Genomic DNA, 25285 nt, shown 5'->3' on the forward strand with positions numbered 1-25285 from the left:
TCAGACCCCCTGGCCCGCACGCGCCCGCAGCATGGCCGCAGGAGCGACGTCCTCGAGCGGCAGACCGCGGCGGGCCGCGATCTCCTCGGGACGGACGAGATCCTTCAGCGCCTGCATGGTCGCGTGCACGATGTTGATCGGGTTCGACGACCCGAGGCTCTTGGAGAGCACGTCGTGGATGCCGGCGCACTCGAGCACGGCACGCACCGGGCCGCCGGCGATGACACCGGTACCGGGGCTGGCCGGCTTCAGCAGCACCACGCCGGCCGCCGCCTCACCCTGCACGGGGTGCGGGATGGTGCTGGCGATGCGCGGCACCTTGTAGAAGTGCTTCTTGGCCTCCTCGACGCCCTTGGCGATCGCCGCGGGCACCTCCTTGGCCTTGCCGTAGCCGACGCCCACGGTGCCGTCGCCGTCGCCCACGATCACCAGAGCGGTGAAGCTGAAGCGCCGACCACCCTTGACGACCTTGGACACGCGGTTGATGGCCACCACGCGCTCGATGAAGTTGCTCTTCTCGGCAGGCGCGCCGCCGGGCCCCCGCCCGCCGTCACGACGGTCGCGGCGGTCGTTGCCGCCGCCGGCGCCGCCGCCGCGTCGCTGTGGTCCTGGCATCAGACGTCCCTCTCGATCTGCTCGTTCGCGGTGAAGCTCATCAGAAGTCCAGCCCACCCTCGCGGGCGCCGTCGGCCAGCGCCGCGATTCGGCCCTGGTACCGGTTGCCGCCCCGGTCGAAGACGACCGCGGTGATGCCGGCGGCCTTGGCGCGCTCGGCGACCAGGGCGCCGACCCGGCGGGCCAGCGTGGACTTGTCGCCCTCGGCGCTGCGCAGGCTGGCGTCCAGCGTCGAGGCACTCACCAGGGTACGGCCGACGGTGTCGTCGACGACCTGGACGTGGATGTGCCGCGAGCTGCGGTTGACCACCAGGCGCGGGCGCTCCGGAGTGCCCCCCACGCGCTTGCGCAGCCGGGTGTGCCGGCGCAGGCGGGAGACCCGCCGCGCGGTGCTGACGTCGGTGCCCACGGGCTTGTGCACCCGAGCGCCGCTCTTCTCGGTCTGTGCCATCACTTACCCGTCTTCCCGACCTTGCGCTTGACGACCTCGCCCTGGTAGCGCACGCCCTTGCCCTTGTAGGGGTCCGGACGGCGCAGCCCACGGATGTTGGCCGCGACCTGGCCCACCAGCTGCTTGTCGATCCCGGTCACCCGAAGGCGGGTCGGGGACTCGACCGTGAAGGTGATGCCCTCGGGGGCCCTCACCGGCACCGGGTGGCTGTAGCCGAGGGCGAACTCGAGGTCCGACCCCCGGGCCTGCACGCGGTACCCGACACCGACGATCTCGAGGGTCTTGGTGTAGCCCTCGGTGACGCCGGTGATCATGTTGGCGATGAGCGTGCGCGACAGCCCGTGCAGGGCCCGGCTCTCCCGCTCGTCGTCGGGGCGCTGCACCTGCAGCGTGCCGTCCTCGCCGCGCTCGACGGTGATCGGCGAGGCGACGGTGTGGTTCAGCGTGCCCTTGGGACCCTTGACGCTCAGCGCCTGGCCGTCGATGGTGACGTCCACGCCACCGGGCACGGGAATCGGCAGTCGTCCGATCCGTGACATGTCACTCGCTCCTCACCAGACGTAGGCGAGGACTTCCCCACCCACGCCCTTCTTGTTCGCCTGGCGGTCGGTCAGCAGCCCGGTCGAGGTGGAGATGATGGCCACCCCGAGGCCGCCGAGGACCTTCGGCAGCGCAGTGGACTTGGCGTACACCCGCAGACCGGGCTTGGAGACGCGCCGGACGCCGGCGATGCTCCGCTCACGGTTGGGGCCGTACTTGAGGTCCACCACCAGCTCCTTGCGGGTGGTGCCGTCCTTCTCGACCTCGTTGACGGTCCAGCCGGCGATGTAGCCCTCCTGCTGGAGGATCTCGGCGATGTGCGTCTTCAGCTTGGACGACGGCATGGTCGTGGAGTCGTGGTACGCCTGGTTGGCGTTCCGGATCCGCGTCAGCATGTCCGCGATCGGGTCGGTCATCGTCATGGGTGTCGTGCCTCTCTCGCCGCGGTTCCTCGCGCGGGTCCGCGCGGGCCTCTCGGCGATCGGTGGTGCCTGGTGACGGGTGGAACGGCCCCGGCTGCAGGGCCCCACGGCACGCGGAGCGTGCCGTGGGGGGCAGCCGGGTCCTTTACCAGCTGGACTTGCTGACGCCCGGCAGCTCGCCGGCGTGCGCCATCTCCCGCAGGCAGATCCGGCACAGGCCGAACTTGCGGAAGACCGAGTGCGGACGACCGCACCGCTGGCACCGGGTGTAGCCGCGGACCGCGAACTTGGGCTTGCGGGCCGCCTTGTTGATCAGCGCCTTCTTGGCCATGTGGGTGTCTCCTCCCCCGGCTCAGCGGGTGGTGGTGACGACGGGCTGGCCGGCGAACGGGAAGCCCAGCAGGCGGAGGAGCTCGCGACCCTCCTCGTCGTTCGTGGCGGTGGTGACCAGCGTGATGTCCATGCCGCGGGGTCGGTCGATCTTGTCGACGTCGATCTCGCGGAACATCGACTGCTCGGTCAGGCCGAACGTGTAGTTGCCGTGCCCGTCGAACTGCTTGGCGTTGAGGCCGCGGAAGTCACGGATACGGGGCAGGGCCAGCGACAGCAGCCGGTCCAGGAACTCCCACATGCGGTCGCCGCGGAGGGTGACCTTCGCGCCGATCGGCATGCCCTCGCGGAGCTTGAACTGGGCGATGGACTTGCGGGCCCGCACGACGGCCGGCTTCTGGCCGGTGATGGCGGTCAGATCACGGACCGCGCCGTCCATCAGCTTGGCGTCACGGGTGGCCTCGCCGACGCCCATGTTGACGACGATCTTGGTCAGCCGCGGGATCTGCATGACGTTCTCGTAGCCGAACTCGCCCTGCAGGGCCGGGACGATCTCCTCGCGGTAGCGGGCGAGCATGCGGGGCAGCTCACGGGTGGGTGCACTCATGGCGTCAGAGGTCCTTACCGGTGCGCCGCGAGACCCGGATGCTGCGGCCTTCCTCGTCCTTGCGGTAACCGACCCGGGTCGGCTTGTCCTCGGAGTCGATCACCATCACGTTGCTCACGTGGATGGGAGCCTCCTGCGTGACGATCCCGCCCGACTGGGCACCACGCTGGTTCGAGCTGATCCGGGTGTGCTTCTTGACCCGGCCCACGCCCTCGACGAGGACCTTCTGCAGCTTCGGGTAGGCGGCGATCACCCGGCCCTTGGCGCCCTTGTCCTTGCCGGACAGCACCACGACGGTGTCGCCCTTCTTCACCTTCATCGACGGCGCCTTGGCCGTCGTGTCCTTCTTCGCAGCCATGGTCACAGCACCTCCGGAGCGAGCGAGATGATCCGCATGAAGCGCTTGTCGCGGAGCTCACGGCCGACCGGGCCGAAGATGCGCGTACCGCGCGGGTCGCCGCTGTCGCGGATGATGACGGCGGCGTTCTCGTCGAAGCGGATGTAGGAGCCGTCCGGACGACGACGCTCCTTCACCGTGCGGACGACGACGGCCTTGACGACGTCGCCGCGCTTGACCCCCGCACCGGGCAGTGCGTCCTTGACGGTGGCGACGATGACGTCGCCGATGCCCGCGTAGCGTCGCCCCGAACCGCCGAGCACCCGGATGCAGAGGATCTCCTTCGCACCGGTGTTGTCGGCGACCCGCAGTCGCGACTCCTGCTGGATCACGTCCTACTCCCTGATCTCAGTTGCGACAGCCGGGCCGGAACGGTGAACCGGCTGTCCGGTACCCACGTGCGGACGCACCGGCAGCGTCAGCCGCCGGTGCGTCCGAGCACGGGTACCGGGATGGGCGCGCACCCGCGGGAGCGCGCCAGTGGTCCAGGGTACTCGCTTCTGGACCCGCCCCGGAGGGCGCCTCCGACGGAGCCCGGGTGGGGCTCCGCAAGTGTCCTACTTGGCCTTCTCGAGGACCTCGACCAGCCGCCACCGCTTGGTGGCCGACGTCGGCCGGGTCTCCATGATCTGCACCCGGTCACCGATGCCGGCGACCTGCTGCTCGTCGTGGGCCTTTAGCTTGCTGGTGCGACGGATGACCTTGCCGTAGAGGCCGTGCTTCACGCGGTCCTCGACCTCGACCACGATGGTCTTGTCCATCTTGTCGCTGACCACGAGGCCCTCGCGGACCTTGCGGTAGCCACGGCCGGCCAGGCCGGGGCCCGACGCAGCAGCGGCGTTCGGCTGCGCCGACTGGGGCTCGCTCATGCCACACCCTCGTTCGGGGCGACCGAGAGGCCCAGCTCGCGCTCGCGCATGATCGTGTAGATCCGGGCGATGTCGCGGCGGACGGTCTGCAGCCGCCGGTTGTTGTCCAGCTGGCCGGTGGCCACCTGGAACCGCAGGTTGAACAGTTCTTCCTTCGACTCGCGCAGCCGCGTGGCGAGCTCATCGGCGGAGAGCTCACGCAGCTCGGGAGCGGTCAGACCGGCGGCCATCACACCTCTCCTTCACGAGTGATGAAGCGGCACTTCATCGGCAGCTTGTGGATCGCGCGGCGCATCGCCTCGCGGGCCACCGGCTCGGCCACGCCCGAGAGCTCGAACATGATCCGGCCCGGCTTGACGTTGGCCACCCACCACTCGGGCGAGCCCTTACCGGAACCCATGCGGGTCTCGGCCGGCTTCTTGGTGAGCGGGCGGTCCGGGTAGATGGAGATCCAGACCTTCCCGCCACGGCGGATGTGGCGGGTCATGGCGATACGAGCGGACTCGATCTGCCGGTTGGTCACGTACGCCGGCTCGAGAGCCTGGATGGCGTACTCACCGAAGTTGATCTCGGTACCGCCCTTGGCACGACCCGAGCGGCTCGGGTGGTGCTGCTTGCGGTGCTTGACGCGCCGTGGGATCAGCACGGTGTCAGACCCCCTGCTCAGTCGACGGGGTGGGGTTCTGCGCGGCCGTGGTCTCGGCCGCAGCGGTGGCCTCGGGGCCGGCGGCCTCGGCGACGGTCTGCTCGGGGGCGGCCTCGCCGGAGGTCACGGCCACCGCGCTGTCGGTGGTGTCCGCGACCGGGCCGGTCGTGGACTCGGCAGCGGCGCGGCCGGCCTCGGTCCCGCCGGCGGTGGTGCCCGAGGAGCCCGAGCGACGCGGACGCTGGGCCCGCTCACGGCGCTGCTGACGGGCGGCGAGGGCCTCGAGGGCCTCCCGCTCGGCACGCGAGCCGCTGGCGTCACCCTTGTAGATCCAGACCTTCACGCCGATGCGGCCGAAGGTGGTCCGGGCCTCGTAGATGCCGTAGTCGATGTTCGCCCGGAGGGTGTGCAGCGGCACCCGGCCCTCGCGGTAGAACTCCGAGCGGCTCATCTCGGTCCCGCCCAGGCGACCGGAGCACTGCACCCGGATGCCCTTCACCTGCGGGCTGCGCTGGGCCGACTGCATGGCCTTGCGCATGGCGCGGCGGAAGCTGACCCGGCTGGAGAGCTGCTCGGCGACGCCCTGGGCGACCAGCTGCGCGTCGGCCTCGGGGTTCTTGACCTCGAGGATGTTGAGCTGCACCTGCTTGCCGGTGAGCTTCTCCAGCTCGCCGCGGATGCGGTCGGCCTCCGCGCCGCGGCGGCCGATGACGATGCCCGGCCGGGCGGTGTGGATGTCGACGCGGACCCGGTCGCGGGTGCGCTCGATCTCGACCTTGGAGATGCCGGCCCGCTCCATGCCCTTGGACATGAGCTTGCGGATCGCGACGTCTTCCTTGACGTAGTCCTTGTACAGCTTGTCGGCGTACCACCGGGACTTGTAGTCGGTGGTGATGCCCAGACGGAACCCGTGCGGGTTGACCTTCTGACCCACTAGCGGGTCCCTCCCCTCGTGTTGCTCTTCTGCTGCGCGGCCGGGCCGGACTGCCCGGTGCGGCGACGGGCCGTGCGCGACTTCCCGGCGAGCTCGGTGCTGGAGGAGACCTCCGCGACCTCGACGGTGATGTGGCAGGTCCGCTTGTTGATGCGGTAGGCGCGGCCCTGGGCGCGCGGACGGATCCGCTTGAGCGTCGGGCCCTCGTCGACGTACGCCGCGCTGACGACCAGCGCCGCGGGGTCGAGCCGCAGGTTGTGCTCGGCGTTGGCGACCGCGCTGGCGACCACCTTGAGGACCGGCTCGCTGGCGGCCTGCGGCGCGTAGCGCAGCAGTGCCAGGGCCTCGTCGGTCGGCAGGTAGCGGATGAGGTCCACCACCCGGCGTGCCTTCATGGGGGTGACGCGGACGAAGCGGGCGGTGGCCCGCGCGACCGGCGTCTCCTGTCCCAGCTGGGATGTCATGGGGATCTCTCTCTACCTGGTCAGCCGCGCCGGGACCGGCGGTCGTCCTTCACGTGCCCACGGAAGGTGCGGGTGGGCGCGAACTCGCCGAGCTTGTGCCCGACCATCGCCTCGGTCACGAAGACCGGCACGTGCTTGCGGCCGTCGTGGACGGCGATCGTGTGGCCGAGCATGTCCGGGATGATCGTCGAACGGCGCGACCAGGTCCGGATGACGTTCTTGGTGCCCTTGTCGTTCTGCGCGTCCACCTTCTTGAGCAGGTGGTCGTCGACGAACGGGCCCTTCTTCAGGCTGCGTGGCATGTCTGTCGGACTCCTCTACCCGCTCAGCGCTTCTTGTTGGTGCGCCGGCGGCGCACGATCAGGGCGTCACTGGCCTTGCGCTTGCGCGTGCGGCCCTCCGGCTTGCCCTTCGGGTTCACCGGGTGGCGACCACCGGAGGTCTTGCCCTCCCCACCACCGTGCGGGTGGTCCACCGGGTTCATGGCGACACCGCGGACGGTCGGGCGCTTGCCCTTCCACCGCATGCGGCCGGCCTTGCCCCAGTTGATGTTCGACTGCTCGGCGTTGCCCACCTCGCCGACGGTCGCGCGGCAGCGGACGTCGACGTTGCGGATCTCGCCCGACGGCATGCGCAGCTGCGCCAGCCGGCCCTCACGCGCGACCAGCTGGACGCTGGTCCCGGCCGAGCGGGCGATCTTGGCGCCGCCACCGGGCCGCAGCTCGATGGCGTGCACGACCGTGCCGACGGGGATGTTGCGCAGCGGCAGGTTGTTGCCCGGCTTGATGTCGGCCGCGGGGCCGCACTCCACCGAGTCACCCTGCTTGAGCCGCGCCGGCGCGATGATGTAGCGCTTCTCGCCGTCCGCGAAGTGCAGCAGCGCGATGCGCGAGGTGCGGTTCGGGTCGTACTCGATGTGCGCGACCTTGGCCGGCACGCCGTCCTTGTCGGCCCGGCGGAAGTCGATCACCCGGTAGGCGCGCTTGTGCCCGCCGCCCTGGTGCCGCGCGGTGACCTTCCCGTGCACGTTGCGCCCGCCGCGACCGTGCAGCGGCCGGACCAGCGACTTCTCGGGATGGTCGCGGGTGACCTCGGCGAAGTCGGCGACACTGGAGCCGCGGCGGCCCGGCGTCGTCGGCTTGTACTTGCGGATAGCCATTGCTGACTCAGTCCTCTATCTCTGGTCCGGTCGGTCACGGCGCTCAGGCGCCGGGACCGCCGAAGATCTCGATGCGGTCGCCGGGCGCCAGCGAGACGATGGCGCGCTTGGTGTCCTTGCGCTTGCCGAGCTTGTTGCCCCGGCTGCGCTTGCGCTTGCCCTGGCGGTTGATCGTGTTCACGCCGAGGACCTTGACGTTGAAGATCTGCTCGACCGCGATCTTGATCTGCGTCTTGTTGGCCTCGGGCAGGACGACGAACGTGTACTGGTTCTCGTCGAGCAGCCCGTAGCTCTTCTCCGAGATGACCGGGGACAGCAGGACGTCCCGGGGGTCGCGGACGCTCATGCCTTCTCCTCGGGGATCGCGTCGGTGGTGCCGTCCTCGGTGGGCGGCGTGGCGTCGGCACCGGCGTTGGCGGCCTCGGCCTGCGCGACCGAAGCCACGGCGGCCTCGGCGGCGGTGGCCGGAGCGGCCTCCTGCGGCGTGGTGGCCGTGGGCGCGGCCGTCCTCGCGGCGGACGTCGTCTCCGGGGCCGGCTCGGCCGGGCTCTCCCCCAGGTCGAGGTCGGTGGTGCCCTCGGCCGGCTGGATCGACGGGATGGCGCCTGGCACGTCCGGCGTCGTCAGGTCGGGCTTGGCCACCTCGCGGCCCCGGGCCGGACCGCCGACGAACTCGGCGAGTGCGGTCTCGGTGAAGACCACCTCGTCGGCGACGAGCACGTCGTAGGTGTTGAGCTGGCCGGCCTCGAGCAGGTGCACCTGCGGCAGGTTGCGCAGGCTCACCCAGTTGAGGACGTCCTCGCGGTCGAGGACCACGAGCACCCGCTTGGCCTGGGTGATCGACTGGAGGGTCGCCAGCGCCGCCCGGGTCTTCGGGGCGTCGCCGTCGACGAAGGTGCTGACCACGTGCACGCGGTTCTCGCGGGCCCGGTCGGAGAGGGCACCGCGCAGGGCGGCGGCCTTCATCTTCTTCGGGGTCTTCTTCGTGTAGTCGCGCGGCTGGGGGCCGTGGACGATGCCACCGCCCTCGAACTGCGGTGCGCGGGTCGAGCCCTGCCGGGCGCGGCCGGTGCCCTTCTGGCGGTAGGGCTTGGCGCCACCACCGCTGACCTGGCCACGGGTCTTCGTCGAGTGCGTGCCCTGGCGCGCGGCGGCCAGCTGGGCCACCACGACCTGGTGCATGAGCGAGACGTTGGCCGAGGCGTCGAAGAGCTCACCGGGCAGCGTGACGCTGCCGGTGGTCTCCCCCGCCGGCGTCCGGACGTCGACCTGCCGGTCGGTCCGGGGCTGGGTCGCCCCGCCGTTGATGGACGTGCTCACTTGTCGTCACTCCCCACGGGGCCGCCCTTGACGGCCGAGCGGACGAGCACGAGGCCGCCCTTCGGGCCGGGGATCGCGCCCTTGATCAGCAGCAGCCCGCGCTCGGCGTCCACCTTGTGGACGGTGAGCGACAGGGTCGTCGTCTTGACCGCGCCCATGCGGCCGGCCATGCGCAGGCCCTTGAAGACACGGCCGGGGGTCGAGGCCCCGCCGATGGAACCGGGCGACCGGTGCTTGCGCTGGGTGCCGTGCGCGGCGCCCAGGCCGCGGAAGCCGTGCCGCTTCATGACACCGGCCGTGCCCTTGCCCTTGCTGGTGCCGATGACGTCGACCTTGGCCACGCCGTCGAAGACCTCGGCGGTCAGCTCCTGGCCGACCGTGTAGTCCGACGCGTCCTTCGTGCGCAGCTCGACCAGGTGCCGACGCGGCGTCACGCCCGCCTTGGCGAAGTGCCCGCCCTCGGGCTTGTTCACCTTGCGCGGGTCGATCTCACCGAAGCCGAGCTGGACGGCGCTGTAGCCGTCGACCTCGGGGGTGCGCACCTGGGTCACCACACACGGGCCCGCCTTGACGACGGTCACCGGCACGATGCGGTTGTTCTCGTCGAAGACCTGGGTCATGCCCAGCTTCTCGCCGAGGAGACCACGGAATGTGCTCGCCATGTCTGCTGACTGCCCTTACTGGATGTTGACGTCGACCGAGGCCGGCAGGTCGATGCGCATGAGCGCGTCGACCGTCTTCGGCGTCGGGTCGAGGATGTCGATGAGGCGCTTGTGCGTGCGCATCTCGAAGTGCTCGCGCGAGTCCTTGTACTTGTGCGGCGAGCGGATGACGCAGTACACGTTCTTCTCCGTCGGCAGCGGCACCGGGCCGACGACGCGCGCACCGGTCTTGGTCACCGTGTCGACGATGCGCCGCGCCGAGGCGTCGATCGCCTCGTGGTCGTAGGCCTTCAGCCGGATGCGGATCTTCTGTCCCGCCATCGCTGTCTTCTGCTCCTGCCGATCGGTGTCTGTTCTAGCTGGGAACGCCGGGAGGTCCGAACCGTCATCCGGTCTGGCCCCAGCGGGTGGGTGGCACTGCACACAGGGCGGTGTGCCCGTGACGTCGCCACCCGGGGACGGGCGGCGGCGCAGGGGTGCGCCGCCGCCCGTCGGGAGGTGCTACTTGATGATCTTGGTGACGCGACCGGCGCCGACGGTGCGGCCACCCTCACGGATGGCGAACCGCAGGCCCTCCTCCATGGCGATCGGCTGGATGAGCTCGACCGTCATCTCGGTGTTGTCGCCCGGCATGACCATCTCGGTGCCGGCCGGCAGGGTCACGACGCCCGTGACGTCCGTGGTCCGGAAGTAGAACTGCGGACGGTAGTTGTTGAAGAAGGGCGTGTGACGACCACCCTCGTCCTTCGAGAGGATGTAGACCGAACCCTCGAAGTTGGTGTGCGGGGTGATCGAGCCCGGCTTCACGACGACCTGGCCGCGCTCGACGTCCTCGCGCTTGATGCCGCGGAGCAGCAGACCCACGTTGTCGCCGGCCTGGCCCTGGTCGAGCAGCTTGCGGAACATCTCGACGCCGGTGACGGTCGTCTTGGTCGAGTTCGGGCGGATGCCGACGATCTCGATCTCCTCGGAGACCTTGACGATGCCGCGCTCGACCCGACCAGTGACGACGGTGCCGCGACCGGTGATGGTGAAGACGTCCTCGACGGGCATGAGGAACGGCTTGTCGATCTCACGCTGCGGCTCGGGGATCGCCGTGTCGACGGCGTTCATGAGCTCCATGAGCTTGTCGCCCCACTCGGCGTCGCCCTCGAGGGCCTTGAGCGCCGACACGCGGACCACGGGGACGTCGTCGCCCGGGAACTCGTACTCGGACAGCAGCTCGCGGACCTCCAGCTCGACGAGCTCGAGGATCTCCTCGTCGTCGACCATGTCGGCCTTGTTGAGCGCCACGACGATGTAGGGGACGCCGACCTGGCGGGCCAGGAGGACGTGCTCCTTGGTCTGCGGCATCGGGCCGTCGGTGGCGGCGACCACCAGGATGGCGCCGTCCATCTGCGCCGCACCGGTGATCATGTTCTTGATGTAGTCGGCGTGCCCAGGGCAGTCGACGTGCGCGTAGTGACGGTTCTCCGTCTGGTACTCGACGTGGGCGATCGAGATCGTGATGCCGCGGGCCTTCTCCTCGGGCGCCTTGTCGATCTGGTCGAAGGCCGACGCCTCGTTGAGGTCCGGGTACTTGTCGTGCAGCACCTTGGTGATCGCCGCGGTCAGCGTGGTCTTGCCGTGGTCGATGTGCCCGATGGTGCCGATGTTGACGTGCGGCTTGGTCCGCTCGAACTTGGCCTTGGCCACTGGGTTCCTCTCCTCGTGGTGTCGCAGTCGTGCGCGAACTCTGGGGTGGGCTTGCTGGGGGCCGGGCGGGGAGCACCCCCGCCCGGCGGGTCACTCGCCGGTCGCCTTGGCGATGATCTCCTTGGCGACGTTCTGCGGGACCTCGGCGTACGAGTCGAACACCATGGTGTAGCTCGCCCGCCCCTGGGTGCGGCTGCGCAGGTCGCCCACGTAGCCGAACATCTCCGAGAGCGGAACCAGGGCCCGGACGACGCGGGCGCCGGAGCGCTCCTCCATCGCCTGGATCATCCCGCGCCGGGAGTTCAGGTCGCCGATGACGTCGCCCATGTAGTCCTCGGGCGTGACGACCTCGACGGCCATCATCGGCTCGAGCAGGGCCGGGCTGGCCTTGCGCGCGGCCTCCTTGAAGACCATCGAGCCGGCGATCTTGAAGGCCATCTCCGAGGAGTCGACCTCGTGGTACTGGCCGTCCACGAGGGTGGCCTTGACACCGACGACCGGGTAGCCGGCGAGGATGCCGTACTGCATGGCGTCCTGGATGCCCTGGTCGACCGAGGGGATGTACTCCCTCGGGATGCGACCACCGGTCACGGCGTTCTCGAACTCGTAGGTCGCCGAGTCGCCGCTGATCTCCAGCGGGGCCAGGGTGACCTGGACCTTCGCGAACTGGCCCGACCCACCGGTCTGCTTCTTGTGGGTGTAGTCGTACTTCTCGACGGCCTTGCGGATCGTCTCGCGGTAGGCGACCTGCGGCTTGCCGACGTTGGCCTCGACCTTGAACTCGCGCCGCATGCGGTCGACGAGGATCTCCAGGTGGAGCTCGCCCATGCCGGAGATGACCGTCTGGCCGGTCTCCTCGTCGAGGCGGACCTGGAAGGTCGGGTCCTCCTCGGCCAGCTTCTGGATGGCCGTGCCCAGCTTCTCCTGGTCGCTCTTGGTCTTCGGCTCGATGGCGACCGAGATGACCGGCGCGGGGAAGGTCATCGACTCCAGGATGACCGGGTTCTGCGGGTCGCAGAGCGTGTCACCCGTGGTGGTCTGCTTCAGGCCGACGACGGCGACGATCTGACCGGCACCCACGCCCTCGCGCTCCTCGCGCTTGTTGGCGTGCATCTGGTAGATCTTGCCGATCCGCTCCTTGCGGTCCTTGGTGCTGTTGAGCACCGGGGACCCGGAGGACAGCCGGCCCGAGTACACGCGGACGTAGGTCAGCTTGCCGAGGTGCTGGTCGGTCTGGATCTTGAAGGCCAGCGCCGAGAACGGCTCGCTCTCGTCGGCGTGCCGCAGCACCTCGGTCTCGCCGTCGAGCGCGGTGCCGACGATCGCCTCGACGTCCAGCGGGCTGGGCAGGTAGTCGGTGACGGCGTCGAGCAGGGGCTGGATGCCCTTGTTCTTGAACGCCGTCCCGGTGAGGACCGGGTTGACCTGCGCGGCGATGGTGGCCTTGCGGATCGCGGCCTTCAGCCGGTCGACGGAGATCTCCTCGCCACCGAGGTAGGCCTCCATGAGCTCGTCGTCGAAGTCGGCGATGCCCTCGAGCAGCTTCTCGCGGTACTCGGCAGCCTGGTCGGCGAGGTCGGCCGGGATCTCCTCGACCGAGTAGTCCTCACCCATGGCGGTCTCACCGCGCCAGGTCAGCGCACGCATCTGCACGAGGTCGACGACGCCGATGAAGTCGGCCTCGGCCCCGATCGGCAGCTGCAGCACCAGCGGGTTGGCGCCCAGCCGCTCGACCATCATGTCGACGCAGCGGAAGAAGTTCGCGCCGGTCCGGTCGAGCTTGTTGACGAAGCACATGCGCGGGACGCCGTACTTCTCGGCCTGCCGCCACACCTGCTCGGTCTGCGGCTCCACGCCGGCGACGCCGTCGTAGACCGCGACCGCACCGTCGAGCACCCGCAGCGACCGCTCCACCTCGACGGTGAAGTCGACGTGCCCGGGGGTGTCGATGATGTTGATGTCGTAGCCGTTCCAGGAGCACTTCGTCGCGGCGGACGTGATGGTGATGCCGCGCTCCTGCTCCTGCTCCATCCAGTCCATCGTGGCCGCGCCGTCGTGGACCTCACCGATCTTGTAGTTGATACCGGTGTAGAAGAGGATGCGCTCGGTCGTCGTCGTCTTGCCGGCGTCGATGTGCGCCATGATCCCGATGTTGCGGGTCTTGGCGAGGGCGGCCTGCGTGTCGGCCATCTGTCTCTCCTCTTCGGATCGGGTCCGCGTGCGGTGTCCGGGTGGTGGCCCGGAGCACCCGCCGGCCGCGGGGGCTGGCAGAGCCAGCCGGTGTGGCACTTACCAGCGGTAGTGCGCGAAGGCCTTGTTGGACTCGGCCATCTTGTGGGTGTCCTCGCGGCGCTTGACCGCAGCACCCAGACCGTTGCTCGCGTCGAGCAGCTCGTTCATCAGGCGCTCGGTCATCGTCTTCTCGCGACGGGCCCGGCTGTACTGGATCAGCCAGCGCAGGCCGAGGGTGGTGCTGCGCGAGGCGCGGACCTCGACCGGCACCTGGTAGGTCGCACCACCGACGCGGCGGCTGCGGACCTCGAGGGCGGGCTTGACGTTGTCCAGCGCGCGCTTGAGCGTGACCACCGGGTCGGTGTCGGTCTTGGTGCGGCAGCCCTCGAGGGCGCCGTAGACGATCGCCTCGGCGACCGAGCGCTTGCCGTCGACGAGCACCTTGTTGACCAGCTGGGTCACCAGCGGCGACTGGTACACCGGGTCGGCGACCAGCGGGCGGCGCGGTGCGGGGCCCTTGCGCGGCATGTCAGCTCTTCTCCTTCTTCGCGCCGTACCGGCTGCGAGCCTGCTTGCGGTTGCGGACACCCTGGGTGTCGAGCGAGCCGCGGATGATCTTGTAGCGCACGCCGGGGAGGTCCTTCACGCGACCGCCGCGCACGAGCACCATCGAGTGCTCCTGCAGGTTGTGGCCGACGCCCGGGATGTAGGCGGTCACCTCGATGCCACTGGTGAGGCGGACGCGAGCGACCTTGCGCAGCGCCGAGTTCGGCTTCTTCGGCGTCGTCGTGTACACGCGGGTGCACACGCCACGACGCTGAGGGGAGCCCTTCAGCGCCGGGGTCTTGGTCTTCTCGACCTTGTCCTCGCGGCCCTTGCGGACCAGCTGGTTGATCGTGGGCATGGGTGGCCTGGATCTCCTACCTGCGCTGGGTCGTGCTGTGGACGGTGCTCTGCTGTGCCAGGTGTCGGTCCTGCCGGGGTCGTACCCACCTCCGGCCGTGGTCCACCACCGGTCCCCGCGGTCGGGCGTGTCGCCCTCCCCGGGACCGGCCGGCGATTCGAACCGGATCGGTCGCCCCCCGCGACTCGGCGCCACCACCTGCCGGCAGGCGCACCGCGAACGGGAGCAGGCCCAGGGCACCCTGGGCACGGCTGACCACGATACCCGCGTGCCGGAGACCGGTCAAAGCCGGGTCCACCACAGCTCGGCGGGCGGGGTCGAGCCCTCTCCACCGGGGGGTACGCGGGTGTCAACGCCGTCCGGGTGCCCTGGTGTTCCCGGGGCGGCGGACCCGGTGCGGCCGGGGGTGGCGCGACTGTAGCGGCTCGGATGGCGGCGCGGGGCAGGACGCCGGACCGACACCCCGGACCGCGCGCGACTGTCACACCCCGGCCCTACGGTCGGTGTCAGGACGCCCACCCACCGCCACCGGAGGACCCGTGCACGTCGACCTCGCCCGCGAGCTGAAGGCCCATCTGTCGGCACGGCTGGCCCGGTCCGGCGGGCCGGTCACGGCCAGCGACGCCGGCGGCCCGCGGTGGACGCGCCCGGCCCTGGGGCTGGCTCCCGTCGGCCCGGACCGGGCGCACCTGGCCATCCGTCTGGCGGCGAAGGAGGACGCCGACGTCCTCCTGTCCGGCCTCGACGACGCGGTGCTCGACGAGGTCGACATCCGCGTCATCGGCGCCGTCCGTGCACTGTCCTCCCCCACGCCCGAGGAGCTGCAGCAGCGCACCCGGCCGCTCTTCCCGGGCCTGTCGGTGGCCCACCCGGCGGTCTCGGCCGGGACGCTGGGCGGCTTCGTCCGGGTCGGTGGGCGGCTGGCGATCCTGTCCAACAACCACGTGCTGGCCGCCGGCGACACCGCCGCGGTGGGCGACCCGGTGCTGCAGCCGGGTCCGGCCGACGGCGGGGACCCGGCGACCGACCGGGTCGCGACCCTGGCCGCCTTCGAGCGCTTCACCGCAGACGGCCGCGCCAACCGGGTCGACGCCGCGGTCGCCGTCGTCGACGCCGAGGTCCCGCTGGAGCCGGGTCGGCTCCCCGGCGGCCCCCTCGGGGCCGACCCCCTCGAGGCGGACGACGTCGACCCCGACGAGCAGGTGGAGAAGGTGGGGCGGACCACCGGGCACACGGTGGGGCGGGTGAGCGCTGTGGAGGTCGACGGCGTGGCCGTGCAGTACGACCAGGGCCTCTACACCTTCGACGACCAGATCGAGATCGACGGCGTCGGCGGCGCGTTCAGCGCGGGCGGCGACAGCGGCTCGGTGATCTGGCGGAGCGCCGACCGGGCACCGCTGGGCCTGCTCTTCGCGGGCAGCGAGACCGGTGGGCGCGCCGGCGACGGGGTCACCTACGCCAACCCCCTGGCGACCGTGCTGTCGGTCCTGGACCTCCAGTGGGTCGCCATGTGAGCCGCCGGCCCCGTTCAGTGCACCACCGCGAGCCCGTGCGCGGCGGGGAGGGCGGTGGCCTCCTGCGGGGTCCCGCCCCGAGCCTGCGAGGGGTGGGGCAGGGGGTCCTTCTACTGTTGCGACGGACTGATCGGGGGCACCATGGGTGCATGACCGACCGCGCGTCCGCCCGAGCCGCCAAGAGCGCCCTCAGCCACCGGCTCGCGGCCGACCCGGGCGTCGTCGGTGTCGGGCTGGCCCGCCGGGACAGCGGCTACGTCGTGAAGGTGGACCTCGCCGACGCACACGCCGCCGAGCGGGTGCCCGGGGACGTCGACGGCGTCCGCGTGGTCACCGAGGTCGTCGGGGTCGTCCGTCCGCTCTGAGGTGGGCCGATAGCGTGCACCCGGCGCCGACGAGGGCGCCGCGGGACGACGGGAGTGCACGTGCGCATCGGCATCCAGGCCAGTTACAGCGGGGGTTTCCAGCAGACGGCAGCGGAGGTCCGCGACCTCGAGGCGGCCGGTCTGGACCTGGCCATGGTGGCCGAGGTCTACACCTTCGACGCGGTGTCCCAGCTCGGCTACCTCGCCGCGGTGACCGAGCGGGTGGAGCTGATGAGCGCCATCCTACCCATCTACAGCCGCACCCCCACGTTGACCGCGATGACCGCCGCGGGACTGGACTACGTCTCCGGCGGCCGGTTCACCCTGGGCCTGGGCGCCTCTGGTCCGCAGGTGATCGAGGGGTGGCACGGAGTCCCCTACGACGCCCCGCTGCAGCGCACGCGGGAGGTCGTGGAGATCTGCCGGAAGGTGTGGCGGCGCGAGCGCCTCACGCACGACGGGAAGAAGTACCAGCTCCCCCTCCCCCCTGACCAGGGCACCGGCCTGGGCAAGCCGCTCAAGCTCATCAACACGCCGGTGCGCGAGCGCATCCCGGTGATGCTGGCGGCGCTCGGGCCGAAGAACGTCGAGCTGGCCGCGGAGATCGCCGAGGTCTGGGAGCCGATCTGGTTCCACCCGGAGAAGGCGAAGGACGTGTGGGGCGACTCGCTGACCGCCGGCAAGGCGAAGCGGGACCCGTCGCTGGGTGACCTCGACGTCATCGTCGGCGTCCCGGTGGCCATCGGGGACGACGTCGACGCCATGCACGATCTGGTGCGGCCGGCGCTGGCGCTCTACGTCGGGGGCATGGGCGCGAAGGGGAAGAACTTCTACAACGACCTCGCCCGCCGGTACGGGTTCGAGGCCGAGGCCGAGCTGGTGCAGGACCTCTACCTCGACGGCAGGAAGGACGAGGCCGCCGCGGCGCTGCCCGATGAACTGGTGCGGGCCGTCTCGCTGGTCGGTCCCGAGTCCTACGTCGCCGAGCGGATCGCCGCGTTCGCCGAGGCCGGCGTCACCATCCTGGCGCTGCAGCCGCTCGACGACAGCCGGGAGAGCCGACTGCGCACCGTGGAGACGATGAAGAGGCTGGCCGGCTGATCGGCCGCACTTCCGTCACGTGACACGAGGGCCCGGCAGGCGCACGGCACCGCCTGCCGGGCTCTCGCACGTGGCGGTCGCCATCGCCGGCGCGGCACCGCTCCTCCGCCGTACCGACTCGCCACCGGAGGTCCTGGCTCACCACCGGGGGTCCTGGCTCGCCACCGGTGGGGAGCCAGGACCCCCGACGATCAGCTGAGCTGATCACCGGGGGAAGCGGCCCCGGAACGGCGGGAGGGGCCCGCAGGCTGATGCCTGCGGGCCCCTCCTCGTGCACTACCGGGAGCTCAGCCCCGCCAGTCGTACTCCTCCAGGCGCACGGCCTCGCCGCTGCCCTGACCGAAGACGTCCGGGCTGTAGTACTGCCCGTCGTCGTACCCGGCCATGGTGTAGACGGCGGCGCGGGCCTCCTCGGTCGGCTCGACCGTGATGTTCCGGTAGCGGCTGATGCCGGTACCGGCCGGGATCAGCTTCCCGATGATCACGTTCTCCTTGAGGCCGAGCAGGCTGTCGCTCTTGCCCTGGATCGCGGCGTCGGTGAGCACCTTGGTCGTCTCCTGGAAGGAGGCGGCCGACAGCCACGACTCGGTCGCGAGCGAGGCCTTGGTGATGCCCATGAGCACCGGGCGGGCCGAGGCCGGCTCGTTGCCCTCGGCGACGACCCGACGGTTCTCGGTCTCGAAAAGCGTCCGCTCGACCAGCGCACCGGGCAGGAACTCGGTGGCGCCCGAGTCGATGATGGTCACCCGCTTCAGCATCTGGCGGATGATCACCTCGATGTGCTTGTCGTGGATCGACACGCCCTGGCTGCGGTAGACCTCCTGGACCTCGCGGACCAGGTGCAGCTGCACCTCGCGCGGGCCCATGATCCGCAGCACCTCGTGCGGGTCCACCGCACCCTCGGTGAGCTGCTCGCCGACCTCGACGTGGGCGCCGTCGTCGACCCGCAGCCGCGACCGGCGCGACAGCTTGTCGTAGACGACCTCGTCGGAGCCGTCGTCCGGGGTGATCGTGAGCTTGCGGAACTGCTCGCCGTCCTCGATGCGGACGGTGCCGGCCAGCTCGGCGATCGGGGCCTTGCCCTTGGGGACGCGGGCCTCGAAGAGCTCCACCACACGAGGCAGACCGTGGGTGATGTCCTCACCCGCGACACCACCGGTGTGGAAGGTGCGCATCGTCAGCTGGGTGCCGGGCTCACCGATCGACTGGGCGGCGATGATGCCGACCGCCTCACCGACGTCCACCAGCTTGCCGGTCGCCAGCGAGCGGCCGTAGCAGGTGGCGCAGGTCCCGAGCAGCGACTCGCAGGTCAGGACGCAGCGGACCTTCACCTCCGAGACACCGGCCTCGACCAGCTGGCTGATCAGCACGTCACCGAGGTCGGCGCCGGCCTGGGCGATCAGCGTGCCGTCCTCGGCCGTCACGTCGGCGGCCAGGGCACGGGCGTAGACGCTGGTCTCGGCGTGCGGGTCACGGGTGAGCACGCCGCCCACCGAGGTCGCGATCGGCATGATCACGCCGCGCTCGGTGCCGCAGTCCTCCTCGCGGATGATGACGTCCTGGGAGACGTCGACCAGCCGGCGGGTGAGGTACCCGGAGTCCGCGGTCCGCAGCGCCGTGTCGGCCAGACCCTTGCGAGCACCGTGCGTGGAGATGAAGTACTCCAGCACGGACAGACCCTCCCGGAAGTTGGCCTTGATCGGCCGCGGGATGATCTCGCCCTTCGGGTTGGCGACCAGACCACGCATACCGGCGATCTGGCTGATCTGCATCATGTTGCCCCGGGCGCCCGAGTTGACCATGACCCAGACCGGGTTGGTGGTCGGGAAGTTGTCCACCATCGCCTGGCTGACCTCGGCCCGCGCACGGGTCCAGATCTCGATCAGCTCACCACGACGCTCGGCGTCGGTGATGACGCCGCGCTCGTACTGGCGCTCGATCTGCCGGGCCTCGGCCTCGTGCCGGTCGAGGATCTCCTGCTTGGCCGGCGGGGTGACGACGTCGTCGATGGCGATCGTGACGCCCGACCGGGTGGCCCAGCGGAAGCCGGCCGACTTGAGCGCGTCCAGCGTCGCCGCGACCTGCACCTTGGGGTAGCGCTCGGCGAGGTCGTTGACGATCGCCCCGAGCTCCTTCTTCGGCACCTGGTAGTTGACGAAGCGGTAGTCCTCGGGCAGGGCCTCGTTGAACAGCACCCGGCCCAGGCTGGTCGCGACCAGCGCGGGTGCACCCGGGGTCCAGTCCTCGGGCTGCTCCCACGGGGGGTTGACCTTGCCGTTGTCGACGCCGAACACCTCGTCGAGGCGGATCAGCGCCCGCTCCTGCAGCCCCAGCGCACCCTTGTCGAAGGCCATGATCGCCTCGGCGGTCGAGCCGTAGGCCACCGGCCGGCCGCCGTCGGCCTCGTGCCGGCTCGGCACCAGGGTGGTCAGGTGGTACAGGCCCAGCACCATGTCCTGGGTCGGCGCGGTGATCGGGCGACCGTCGGCCGGCGACAGGATGTTGTTGCTGGACAGCATCAGGATCCGGGCCTCGGCCTGCGCCTCGGCCGACAGCGGCAGGTGCACCGCCATCTGGTCACCGTCGAAGTCCGCGTTGAACGCGGTGCAGACCAGCGGGTGGATCTGGATGGCCTTGCCCTCGACCAGCTGCGGCTCGAAGGCCTGGATGCCCAGCCGGTGCAGCGTCGGGGCCCGGTTCAGCAGCACCGGGTGCTCGGTGATGACCTCCTCGAGCACGTCCCACACGACCGGCCGCGCGCGCTCCACCATCCGCTTGGCGGACTTGATGTTCTGCGCGTGGTTGAGGTCGACCAGCCGCTTCATGACGAAGGGCTTGAACAGCTCCAGCGCCATCTGCTTGGGCAGGCCGCACTGGTGCAGCTTGAGCTGCGGGCCGACGACGATGACCGAACGGCCGGAGTAGTCGACGCGCTTGCCGAGCAGGTTCTGGCGGAACCGGCCCTGCTTGCCCTTGAGCAGGTCGCTCAGCGACTTCAGCGGGCGGTTGCCCGGGCCCGTGACCGGCCGGCCGCGACGGCCGTTGTCGAACAGCGCGTCCACGGACTCCTGCAGCATCCGCTTCTCGTTGTTGACGATGATCTCGGGCGCGCCGAGGTCGAGCAGCCGCTTGAGCCGGTTGTTCCGGTTGATCACCCGGCGGTACAGGTCGTTCATGTCGCTGGTGGCGAAGCGGCCACCGTCGAGCTGCACCATCGGGCGCAGGTCCGGCGGGATGACCGGCACGCAGTCGAGCACCATGCCCATGGGCGAGTTGCGCGTCTGCTGGAACGCCGCGACGACCTTGAGCCGCTTGAGGGCCCGCAGCTTGCGCTGGCCCTTGCCGCTGCGGATGGTCTCGCGCAGCGAGGCGGCCTCGGCGTCGAGGTCGAAGTCGGCGAGCAGCTTCTGCAGCGCCGCGGCACCCATGCCGCCCTCGAAGTACTCACCGAAGCGGTCGCGCAGCTCCCGGTAGAGGCCCTCGTCGGCGATGAGCTGCTTGACCTCGAGCTTGCGGAAGGTGTCGAGCACCTCCTCGAGGCGGTCGATCTCCCGCTGGGCGCGGTCGCGCAGCTGGCGCATCTCGCGCTCGCCGCCCTCGCGCACCTTGCGGCGGACGTCGGACTTGGCGCCCTCGGCCTCGAGCTCGGCGAGGTCGGCCTCCAGCTTCTGCTGGCGGGCCTCCACGTCGGCGTCGCGGCGGCCCTCGAGGTTGTGCTTCTCCGCGCTGATCTCGGCCTCGATGGTCGGGAGGTCGCGGTGGCGCGTCTCGTCGTCGACCGAGGTGATCAGGTAGGCGGCGAAGTAGATGATCTTCTCGAGGTCCTTGGGCGCCAGGTCGAGCAGGTAGCCCAGACGCGAGGGGACGCCCTTGAAGAACCAGATGTGGGTGACCGGCGCGGCCAGCTCGATGTGGCCCATCCGCTCACGCCGCACCTTGGCGCGGGTCACCTCGACGCCGCAGCGCTCACAGATGATGCCCTTGAAGCGGACGCGCTTGTACTTGCCGCAGTAGCACTCCCAGTCCCGGGTGGGACCGAAGATCTTCTCGCAGAAGAGACCGTCCTTCTCCGGGCGCAGCGTGCGGTAGTTGATGGTCTCGGGCTTCTTCACCTCACCGTGCGACCACTGGCGGATGTCGTCGCCGGAGGCCAGACCGATGCGGAGCTCGTCGAAGAAGTTGACGTCGAGCACTGAGTGGACCCCTTTCCCGGGGCTCGTTACTGCACTTCTAGCTGTGGTCTTGGGTGGACGCCGGCCGACCCCGGGTCACCGGGGCCGGCCGGCGGCCGATCACACGTCCTCGACGCTGGAGGGCTCGCGGCGGGACAGGTCGATGCCCAGCTCCTCCGCCGCCCGGAAGACCTCGTCGTCGGTGTCGCGCAGCTCGATCGCCTGCCCGTCGCCGGAGAGGACCTCCACGTTCAGGCAGAGCGACTGCAGCTCCTTGAGCAACACCTTGAACGACTCCGGGATGCCCGGCTCGGGGATGTTCTCGCCCTTGACGATCGCCTCGTACACCTTGACGCGGCCGAGGATGTCGTCGGACTTGATGGTGAGCAGCTCCTGCAGGGCGTAGGCCGCGCCGTAGGCCTGCATCGCCCAGCACTCCATCTCACCGAAGCGCTGGCCGCCGAACTGCGCCTTACCACCCAGCGGCTGCTGCGTGATCATCGAGTAGGGGCCGGTCGACCGGGCGTGGATCTTGTCGTCGACCAGGTGCAGCAGCTTGAGGATGTAGACGTAGCCGACCGAGATCGCCTCGGGGAAGGGCTCCCCGGAGCGGCCGTCGAACAGCCGCGCCTTGCCGGTGGGCTGCACCATCCGGTCGCCGTCGCGGTTCGGGATCGTCGAGCCGAGCAGGCCGACGATCTCCTCCTCGCGGGCGCCGTCGAACACCGGGGTCGCCGTCCGGGTGCCCGGCTCGGCGGCGCGCGCGGCCTCCGGCAGGTTGGCCGCCCACGCCGGGGTGCCCTCGACCTGCCAGCCGGACTTGGCGACCCACCCGAGGTGGGTCTCCAGGACCTGGCCGACGTTCATCCGGCCGGGGACGCCCAGCGGGTTCAGGACGATGTCCACCGGGGTGCCGTCCTCGAGGAACGGCATGTCCTCCTGCGGCAGGATCTTCGCGATGACGCCCTTGTTGCCGTGGCGGCCGGCGAGCTTGTCACCGTCGGAGATCTTGCGCATCTGGGCGACGTAGACCCGGATCAGCTCGTTGACGCCGGCGGGCAGCTCGTCGCCGTCCTCGCGCGAGAACACGCGGACGCCGATGACCTTGCCGGACTCGCCGTGCTTGACCTTGAGGCTGGTGTCGCGGACCTCGCGGGCCTTCTCACCGAAGATCGCGCGCAGCAGCCGCTCCTCGGGGGTCAGCTCGGTCTCGCCCTTGGGCGTGACCTTGCCGACGAGGATGTCGCCGGGGACGACCTCGGCGCCGATGCGGATGATGCCGCGCTCGTCGAGGTCGGCGAGGACCTCCTCGGAGACGTTCGGGATGTCCCGGGTGATCTCCTCGGCACCGAGCTTGGTGTCACGCGCGTCGACCTCGAACTCCTCGATGTGGATCGAGGACAGGACGTCGTCCTGCACGAGGCGCTGCGACAGGATGATCGCGTCCTCGTAGTTGTGGCCCTCCCACGGCATGAAGGCGACGAGCAGGTTCTTGCCCAGCGCCATCTCGCCCTGGTCGGTGCACGGCCCGTCGGCGATGACCTGGCCGACCTCGACCCGCTGGCCCTCGTCGACGACGGGGGTCTGGTTGATCGAGGTGCCCTGGTTCGAGCGGCGGAACTTCAGCAGCCGGTAGGTCTGCCGGGTGCCGTCGTCGGCCATGACGGTGACGTAGTCGGCGGTGGAGTCCTCGACCACACCGGCCTTCTCCGCCACGACGACGTCGCCGGCGTCGACGGCGGCCCGCAGCTCCATGCCGGTGCCGACCAGCGGCGCCTCGCTGCGCAGCAGCGGGACGGCCTGACGCTGCATGTTCGCACCCATGAGCGCGCGGTTGGCGTCGTCGTGCTCGAGGAACGGGATCATCGCCGTCGCGACCGAGGTCATCTGCCGCGGCGAGACGTCCATGTAGTCGACCTGCTCGGGCGACAGGTAGTCGACCTCACCGCCCTTGGTGCGGACCAGGACGCGGTCCTCGGCGAACCGCCCCTGGGCGTCCAGCGGCGAGTTGGCCTGGGCGACGACGAAGCGGTCCTCCTCGTCGGCGGTCAGGTAGTCGATGGAGTCGGTGACGACGCCGTTCTGGACGCGGCGGTACGGGGTCTCGATGAAGCCGAAGGCGTTCACCCGGCCGTAGGCCGACAGCGAGCCGATCAGGCCGATGTTCGGACCCTCGGGGGTCTCGATCGGGCACATCCGGCCGTAGTGGCTCGGGTGCACGTCGCGGACCTCCATGCCGGCCCGCTCACGGGACAGACCACCCGGGCCCAGCGCCGACAGGCGGCGCTTGTGGGTCAGGCCCGCGAGCGGGTTGGTCTGGTCCATGAACTGGGACAGCTGGCTGGTGCCGAAGAACTCCTTGATGGAGGCGACGACCGGCCGGATGTTGATCAGGGTCTGCGGCGTGATCGCCTCGACGTCCTGGGTCGTCATCCGCTCGCGGACGACGCGCTCCATGCGGGAGAGGCCGACCCGGATCTGGTTCTGGATCAGCTCGCCGACGGTGCGCAGCCGCCGGTTGCCGAAGTGGTCGATGTCGTCGACACCGTGGTCGGGCTCGCCCGCGTGCAGACGCACCACGTACTCGATGGTGGCGACGATGTCGTCCTCGGTCAGCGTCAGCGTGCCCTGCGGGACGTCGACGCCGAGCTTCTTGTTGACCTTGTAGCGGCCGACCTTGGCCAGGTCGTAGCGCTTGGCGTTGAAGAACAGGTTCTCCAGCAGCGCCTGAGCGCTCTCCCGCGTCGGCGGCTCACCCGGCCGCAGCTTGCGGTAGATGTCCAGCAGCGCCTCGTCCTGGCCGGCGATGTGGTCCTTCTCGAGGGTGGCCAGCACCGTGGGCGACCACTGGAAGTGCTCGCGGATGCGGTCCTCGGTCCAGCCCAGCGCCTTGAGGAGCACGGTGACCGGCTGGCGGCGCTTGCGGTCGATGCGGACGCCGACGGTGTCGCGCTTGTCGACGTCGAACTCCAGCCACGCACCACGGCTGGGGATGACCTTGGCGCTGAAGACGTCCTTGTCGGAGGTCTTGTCCAGGGTCTTGTCGAAGTAGACGCCCGGGCTGCGGACCAGCTGCGAGACGACGACGCGCTCGGTCCCGTTGATGACGAACGTGCCCTTGTTCGTCATGATCGGGAAGTCGCCCATGAACACCGTCTGACTCTTGATCTCGCCGGTGGTGTTGTTCATGAACTCGGCGGTGACGAACAGCGGCGCCGCGTAGGTCATGTCCTTGTCCTTGCACTCCTCGAGGGACGCCTTGACGTCCTCGAAGCGCGGGTTGGAGAAGGACAGCGACATCGAGCCGCTGAAGTCCTCGATCGGGGAGATCTCCTCGAGGATCTCGGCCAGGCCGCCGACGGCGTCGGCCTGCTCCTCCGGGGACAGGGTGGCCCGCCACTCGGGGCTGCCGATGAGCCAGTCGAACGAGGCGGTCTGCAGGGCCAGGAGGTCCGGCACCTCGAGCGGCTCGGAGATCTTGGCGAACGAGACGCGCAGCGGCGCGCCTGGGATCTTCTGCTGGTCGGCCTCGCCGGTGCGGGGGCCGGACTGGGGGGCCTGCTGGATCTTGCCGGTGGTGCCTGACTCAGTGGTGCCGGGGTTGATGCTGGTGGGGCGAGAGCCTGCCAAGATGCGTCCTTCCAAGGACCTCACGACGTGCGGGCGGTGGGTGCTTGTTCGTCCTGGGTCGTCGTCGGTAATGGCGGGGCTGTCCGCATTCGTCCTGCCCGGACGGTCGGCGGGCGTCCGGAGGACGGGTCCCCCGGGCACCCCAGGCGACCCGTCTCGGCGGGCAAGCAGTCAGGGGGCAGCGCAACAGAGAACCCTACCCCTGCTGGAGCGGGCTGTCCACGTCGGGGGTCCGCACGCGACGGGGACCACACCC

28 protein-coding genes are annotated in these 25285 nt (G+C 70.2%); 3 read left to right on the top strand and 25 right to left on the bottom strand.

What is annotated here, in order from left to right; translation table 11 throughout:
- From rpsE to rpsL, 23 genes are all read right to left on the bottom strand, one after another.
- Positions 1-615 (bottom strand): 30S ribosomal protein S5, encoded by a 615-nt coding sequence (rpsE, locus tag ACWIX3_RS01070; RefSeq protein ID WP_072919083.1) that lies wholly within the window; start codon positions 613-615, stop codon positions 1-3.
- Between the two features lie 40 nt (positions 616-655).
- Positions 656-1066: a 50S ribosomal protein L18 gene (rplR, locus tag ACWIX3_RS01075; protein ID WP_448610254.1), complete on the bottom strand. Its 411-nt coding sequence runs from the start codon at positions 1064-1066 to the stop codon at positions 656-658.
- On the bottom strand, positions 1066-1605 hold the full coding sequence (rplF, locus tag ACWIX3_RS01080) for a 50S ribosomal protein L6 (protein ID WP_448610255.1): 540 nt from the start codon (positions 1603-1605) through the stop codon (positions 1066-1068). The genes rplR and rplF overlap by 1 nt, the downstream gene beginning before the upstream one ends.
- Before the next feature lie 12 nt (positions 1606-1617).
- Positions 1618-2022 carry a 30S ribosomal protein S8 gene (rpsH, locus tag ACWIX3_RS01085; RefSeq protein WP_425432555.1) on the bottom strand — a complete coding sequence of 135 codons (405 nt, stop codon included), beginning with the start codon at positions 2020-2022 and terminating at the stop codon, positions 1618-1620.
- A gap of 151 nt (positions 2023-2173) precedes the next feature.
- On the bottom strand, positions 2174-2359 hold the full coding sequence (locus ACWIX3_RS01090; RefSeq protein WP_012950469.1) for a type Z 30S ribosomal protein S14: 186 nt from the start codon (positions 2357-2359) through the stop codon (positions 2174-2176).
- 21 nt (positions 2360-2380) lie between these two features.
- Entirely contained in the window at positions 2381-2965 is a 585-nt protein-coding gene (rplE, locus tag ACWIX3_RS01095) for a 50S ribosomal protein L5 (protein ID WP_448610256.1), read from the bottom strand.
- Between the two features lie 4 nt (positions 2966-2969).
- The gene (rplX, locus tag ACWIX3_RS01100) at positions 2970-3323 is read right to left on the bottom strand and encodes a 50S ribosomal protein L24 (protein WP_425284244.1); all 354 of its coding nucleotides are present in this window, start codon (positions 3321-3323) and stop codon (positions 2970-2972) included.
- 2 nt (positions 3324-3325) lie between these two features.
- Positions 3326-3694 carry a 50S ribosomal protein L14 gene (gene rplN, locus ACWIX3_RS01105; protein WP_012950472.1) on the bottom strand — a complete coding sequence of 123 codons (369 nt, stop codon included), beginning with the start codon at positions 3692-3694 and terminating at the stop codon, positions 3326-3328.
- A 225-nt stretch (positions 3695-3919) separates the two neighbouring features.
- Positions 3920-4231: a 30S ribosomal protein S17 gene (gene rpsQ / locus ACWIX3_RS01110; protein ID WP_448610257.1), complete on the bottom strand. Its 312-nt coding sequence runs from the start codon at positions 4229-4231 to the stop codon at positions 3920-3922.
- Positions 4228-4461 (bottom strand): 50S ribosomal protein L29, encoded by a 234-nt coding sequence (gene rpmC, locus ACWIX3_RS01115; RefSeq protein ID WP_040338545.1) that lies wholly within the window; start codon positions 4459-4461, stop codon positions 4228-4230. Before rpmC ends, rpsQ begins: the two co-directional genes overlap by 4 nt.
- Positions 4461-4877, bottom strand: a complete 417-nt coding sequence (gene rplP, locus ACWIX3_RS01120; protein ID WP_012950475.1) for a 50S ribosomal protein L16 — start codon at positions 4875-4877, stop codon at positions 4461-4463. The genes rpmC and rplP overlap by 1 nt, the downstream gene beginning before the upstream one ends.
- Positions 4878-4881: 4 nt before the next feature.
- The gene (gene rpsC, locus ACWIX3_RS01125) at positions 4882-5811 is read right to left on the bottom strand and encodes a 30S ribosomal protein S3 (protein ID WP_448610258.1); all 930 of its coding nucleotides are present in this window, start codon (positions 5809-5811) and stop codon (positions 4882-4884) included.
- Positions 5811-6275, bottom strand: a complete 465-nt coding sequence (gene rplV, locus ACWIX3_RS01130) for a 50S ribosomal protein L22 (RefSeq protein ID WP_091213408.1) — start codon at positions 6273-6275, stop codon at positions 5811-5813. Before rplV ends, rpsC begins: the two co-directional genes overlap by 1 nt.
- Positions 6276-6295: 20 nt before the next feature.
- Positions 6296-6577: a 30S ribosomal protein S19 gene (gene rpsS, locus ACWIX3_RS01135; protein ID WP_012950478.1), complete on the bottom strand. Its 282-nt coding sequence runs from the start codon at positions 6575-6577 to the stop codon at positions 6296-6298.
- 23 nt (positions 6578-6600) lie between these two features.
- Positions 6601-7434, bottom strand: a complete 834-nt coding sequence (gene rplB, locus ACWIX3_RS01140) for a 50S ribosomal protein L2 (RefSeq protein WP_448610259.1) — start codon at positions 7432-7434, stop codon at positions 6601-6603.
- Between the two features lie 43 nt (positions 7435-7477).
- The gene (gene rplW / locus ACWIX3_RS01145; RefSeq protein WP_448610260.1) at positions 7478-7780 is read right to left on the bottom strand and encodes a 50S ribosomal protein L23; all 303 of its coding nucleotides are present in this window, start codon (positions 7778-7780) and stop codon (positions 7478-7480) included.
- A complete protein-coding gene (gene rplD, locus ACWIX3_RS01150; RefSeq protein ID WP_448610261.1) occupies positions 7777-8754 on the bottom strand; it encodes a 50S ribosomal protein L4 in 978 nt (325 codons plus the stop codon). The genes rplW and rplD overlap by 4 nt, the downstream gene beginning before the upstream one ends.
- On the bottom strand, positions 8751-9416 hold the full coding sequence (gene rplC, locus ACWIX3_RS01155; protein ID WP_448610262.1) for a 50S ribosomal protein L3: 666 nt from the start codon (positions 9414-9416) through the stop codon (positions 8751-8753). The genes rplD and rplC overlap by 4 nt, the downstream gene beginning before the upstream one ends.
- Before the next feature lie 15 nt (positions 9417-9431).
- Positions 9432-9737, bottom strand: a complete 306-nt coding sequence (rpsJ, locus tag ACWIX3_RS01160) for a 30S ribosomal protein S10 (protein WP_014742859.1) — start codon at positions 9735-9737, stop codon at positions 9432-9434.
- Between the two features lie 180 nt (positions 9738-9917).
- Entirely contained in the window at positions 9918-11111 is a 1194-nt protein-coding gene (tuf, locus tag ACWIX3_RS01165; protein WP_012950484.1) for an elongation factor Tu, read from the bottom strand.
- A gap of 90 nt (positions 11112-11201) precedes the next feature.
- Complete coding sequence (gene fusA / locus ACWIX3_RS01170; RefSeq protein ID WP_448610263.1) at positions 11202-13301, bottom strand: elongation factor G; 2100 nt, start codon at positions 13299-13301, stop codon at positions 11202-11204.
- Positions 13302-13400: 99 nt separating this feature from the next.
- Positions 13401-13871 (bottom strand): 30S ribosomal protein S7, encoded by a 471-nt coding sequence (rpsG, locus tag ACWIX3_RS01175; protein ID WP_012950486.1) that lies wholly within the window; start codon positions 13869-13871, stop codon positions 13401-13403.
- A 1-nt stretch (position 13872) separates the two neighbouring features.
- Positions 13873-14247 (bottom strand): 30S ribosomal protein S12, encoded by a 375-nt coding sequence (gene rpsL, locus ACWIX3_RS01180; RefSeq protein WP_012950487.1) that lies wholly within the window; start codon positions 14245-14247, stop codon positions 13873-13875.
- Between the two features lie 539 nt (positions 14248-14786).
- Here rpsL and ACWIX3_RS01185 point away from each other — a divergent pair.
- From ACWIX3_RS01185 to ACWIX3_RS01195, 3 genes are all read left to right on the top strand, one after another.
- Positions 14787-15761, top strand: a complete 975-nt coding sequence (locus tag ACWIX3_RS01185) for a hypothetical protein (RefSeq protein WP_448610264.1) — start codon at positions 14787-14789, stop codon at positions 15759-15761.
- A gap of 149 nt (positions 15762-15910) precedes the next feature.
- Positions 15911-16126, top strand: coding sequence for a hypothetical protein (locus tag ACWIX3_RS01190; protein ID WP_072919054.1), 216 nt, complete (start codon positions 15911-15913; stop codon positions 16124-16126).
- Positions 16127-16186: 60 nt separating this feature from the next.
- Positions 16187-17227, top strand: a complete 1041-nt coding sequence (locus ACWIX3_RS01195; protein WP_448610265.1) for an LLM class F420-dependent oxidoreductase — start codon at positions 16187-16189, stop codon at positions 17225-17227.
- 287 nt (positions 17228-17514) lie between these two features.
- Here the strand turns inward: ACWIX3_RS01195 and ACWIX3_RS01200 are convergent, their stop codons facing one another.
- Both ACWIX3_RS01200 and rpoB read right to left on the bottom strand, forming a co-directional pair.
- A complete protein-coding gene (locus tag ACWIX3_RS01200) occupies positions 17515-21420 on the bottom strand; it encodes a DNA-directed RNA polymerase subunit beta' (protein WP_448610266.1) in 3906 nt (1301 codons plus the stop codon).
- A gap of 99 nt (positions 21421-21519) precedes the next feature.
- On the bottom strand, positions 21520-25029 hold the full coding sequence (rpoB, locus tag ACWIX3_RS01205; protein ID WP_448610267.1) for a DNA-directed RNA polymerase subunit beta: 3510 nt from the start codon (positions 25027-25029) through the stop codon (positions 21520-21522).
- Positions 25030-25285: the final 256 nt, after the last annotated feature.

The sequence above is a fragment of the Geodermatophilus sp. URMC 60 genome, assembly GCF_053502585.1.

Bases quoted from the DNA above. Each gene is read 5' to 3' on its own strand.
- fusA (WP_448610263.1), bottom strand. From the start codon at position 13,301: ATGGCCGACACGCAGGCCGCCCTCGCCAAGACCCGCAACATCGGGATC.
- rplE (WP_448610256.1), bottom strand. From the start codon at position 2,965: ATGAGTGCACCCACCCGTGAGCTGCCCCGCATGCTCGCCCGCTACCGC.
- ACWIX3_RS01190 (WP_072919054.1), top strand. From the start codon at position 15,911: ATGACCGACCGCGCGTCCGCCCGAGCCGCCAAGAGCGCCCTCAGCCAC.
- rplV (WP_091213408.1), bottom strand. From the start codon at position 6,275: ATGACATCCCAGCTGGGACAGGAGACGCCGGTCGCGCGGGCCACCGCC.
- rpsH (WP_425432555.1), bottom strand. From the start codon at position 2,022: ATGACCGACCCGATCGCGGACATGCTGACGCGGATCCGGAACGCCAAC.
- rplC (WP_448610262.1), bottom strand. From the start codon at position 9,416: ATGGCGAGCACATTCCGTGGTCTCCTCGGCGAGAAGCTGGGCATGACC.
- rpsS (WP_012950478.1), bottom strand. From the start codon at position 6,577: ATGCCACGCAGCCTGAAGAAGGGCCCGTTCGTCGACGACCACCTGCTC.
- rpsJ (WP_014742859.1), bottom strand. From the start codon at position 9,737: ATGGCGGGACAGAAGATCCGCATCCGGCTGAAGGCCTACGACCACGAG.
- rplR (WP_448610254.1), bottom strand. From the start codon at position 1,066: ATGGCACAGACCGAGAAGAGCGGCGCTCGGGTGCACAAGCCCGTGGGC.
- rpsL (WP_012950487.1), bottom strand. From the start codon at position 14,247: ATGCCCACGATCAACCAGCTGGTCCGCAAGGGCCGCGAGGACAAGGTC.
- rplF (WP_448610255.1), bottom strand. From the start codon at position 1,605: ATGTCACGGATCGGACGACTGCCGATTCCCGTGCCCGGTGGCGTGGAC.
- rplB (WP_448610259.1), bottom strand. From the start codon at position 7,434: ATGGCTATCCGCAAGTACAAGCCGACGACGCCGGGCCGCCGCGGCTCC.
- rpsG (WP_012950486.1), bottom strand. From the start codon at position 13,871: ATGCCGCGCAAGGGCCCCGCACCGCGCCGCCCGCTGGTCGCCGACCCG.
- rpsQ (WP_448610257.1), bottom strand. From the start codon at position 4,231: ATGAGCGAGCCCCAGTCGGCGCAGCCGAACGCCGCTGCTGCGTCGGGC.
- rplX (WP_425284244.1), bottom strand. From the start codon at position 3,323: ATGGCTGCGAAGAAGGACACGACGGCCAAGGCGCCGTCGATGAAGGTG.
- rpmC (WP_040338545.1), bottom strand. From the start codon at position 4,461: ATGGCCGCCGGTCTGACCGCTCCCGAGCTGCGTGAGCTCTCCGCCGAT.
- ACWIX3_RS01090 (WP_012950469.1), bottom strand. From the start codon at position 2,359: ATGGCCAAGAAGGCGCTGATCAACAAGGCGGCCCGCAAGCCCAAGTTC.
- rplW (WP_448610260.1), bottom strand. From the start codon at position 7,780: ATGAGCGTCCGCGACCCCCGGGACGTCCTGCTGTCCCCGGTCATCTCG.
- rpsE (WP_072919083.1), bottom strand. From the start codon at position 615: ATGCCAGGACCACAGCGACGCGGCGGCGGCGCCGGCGGCGGCAACGAC.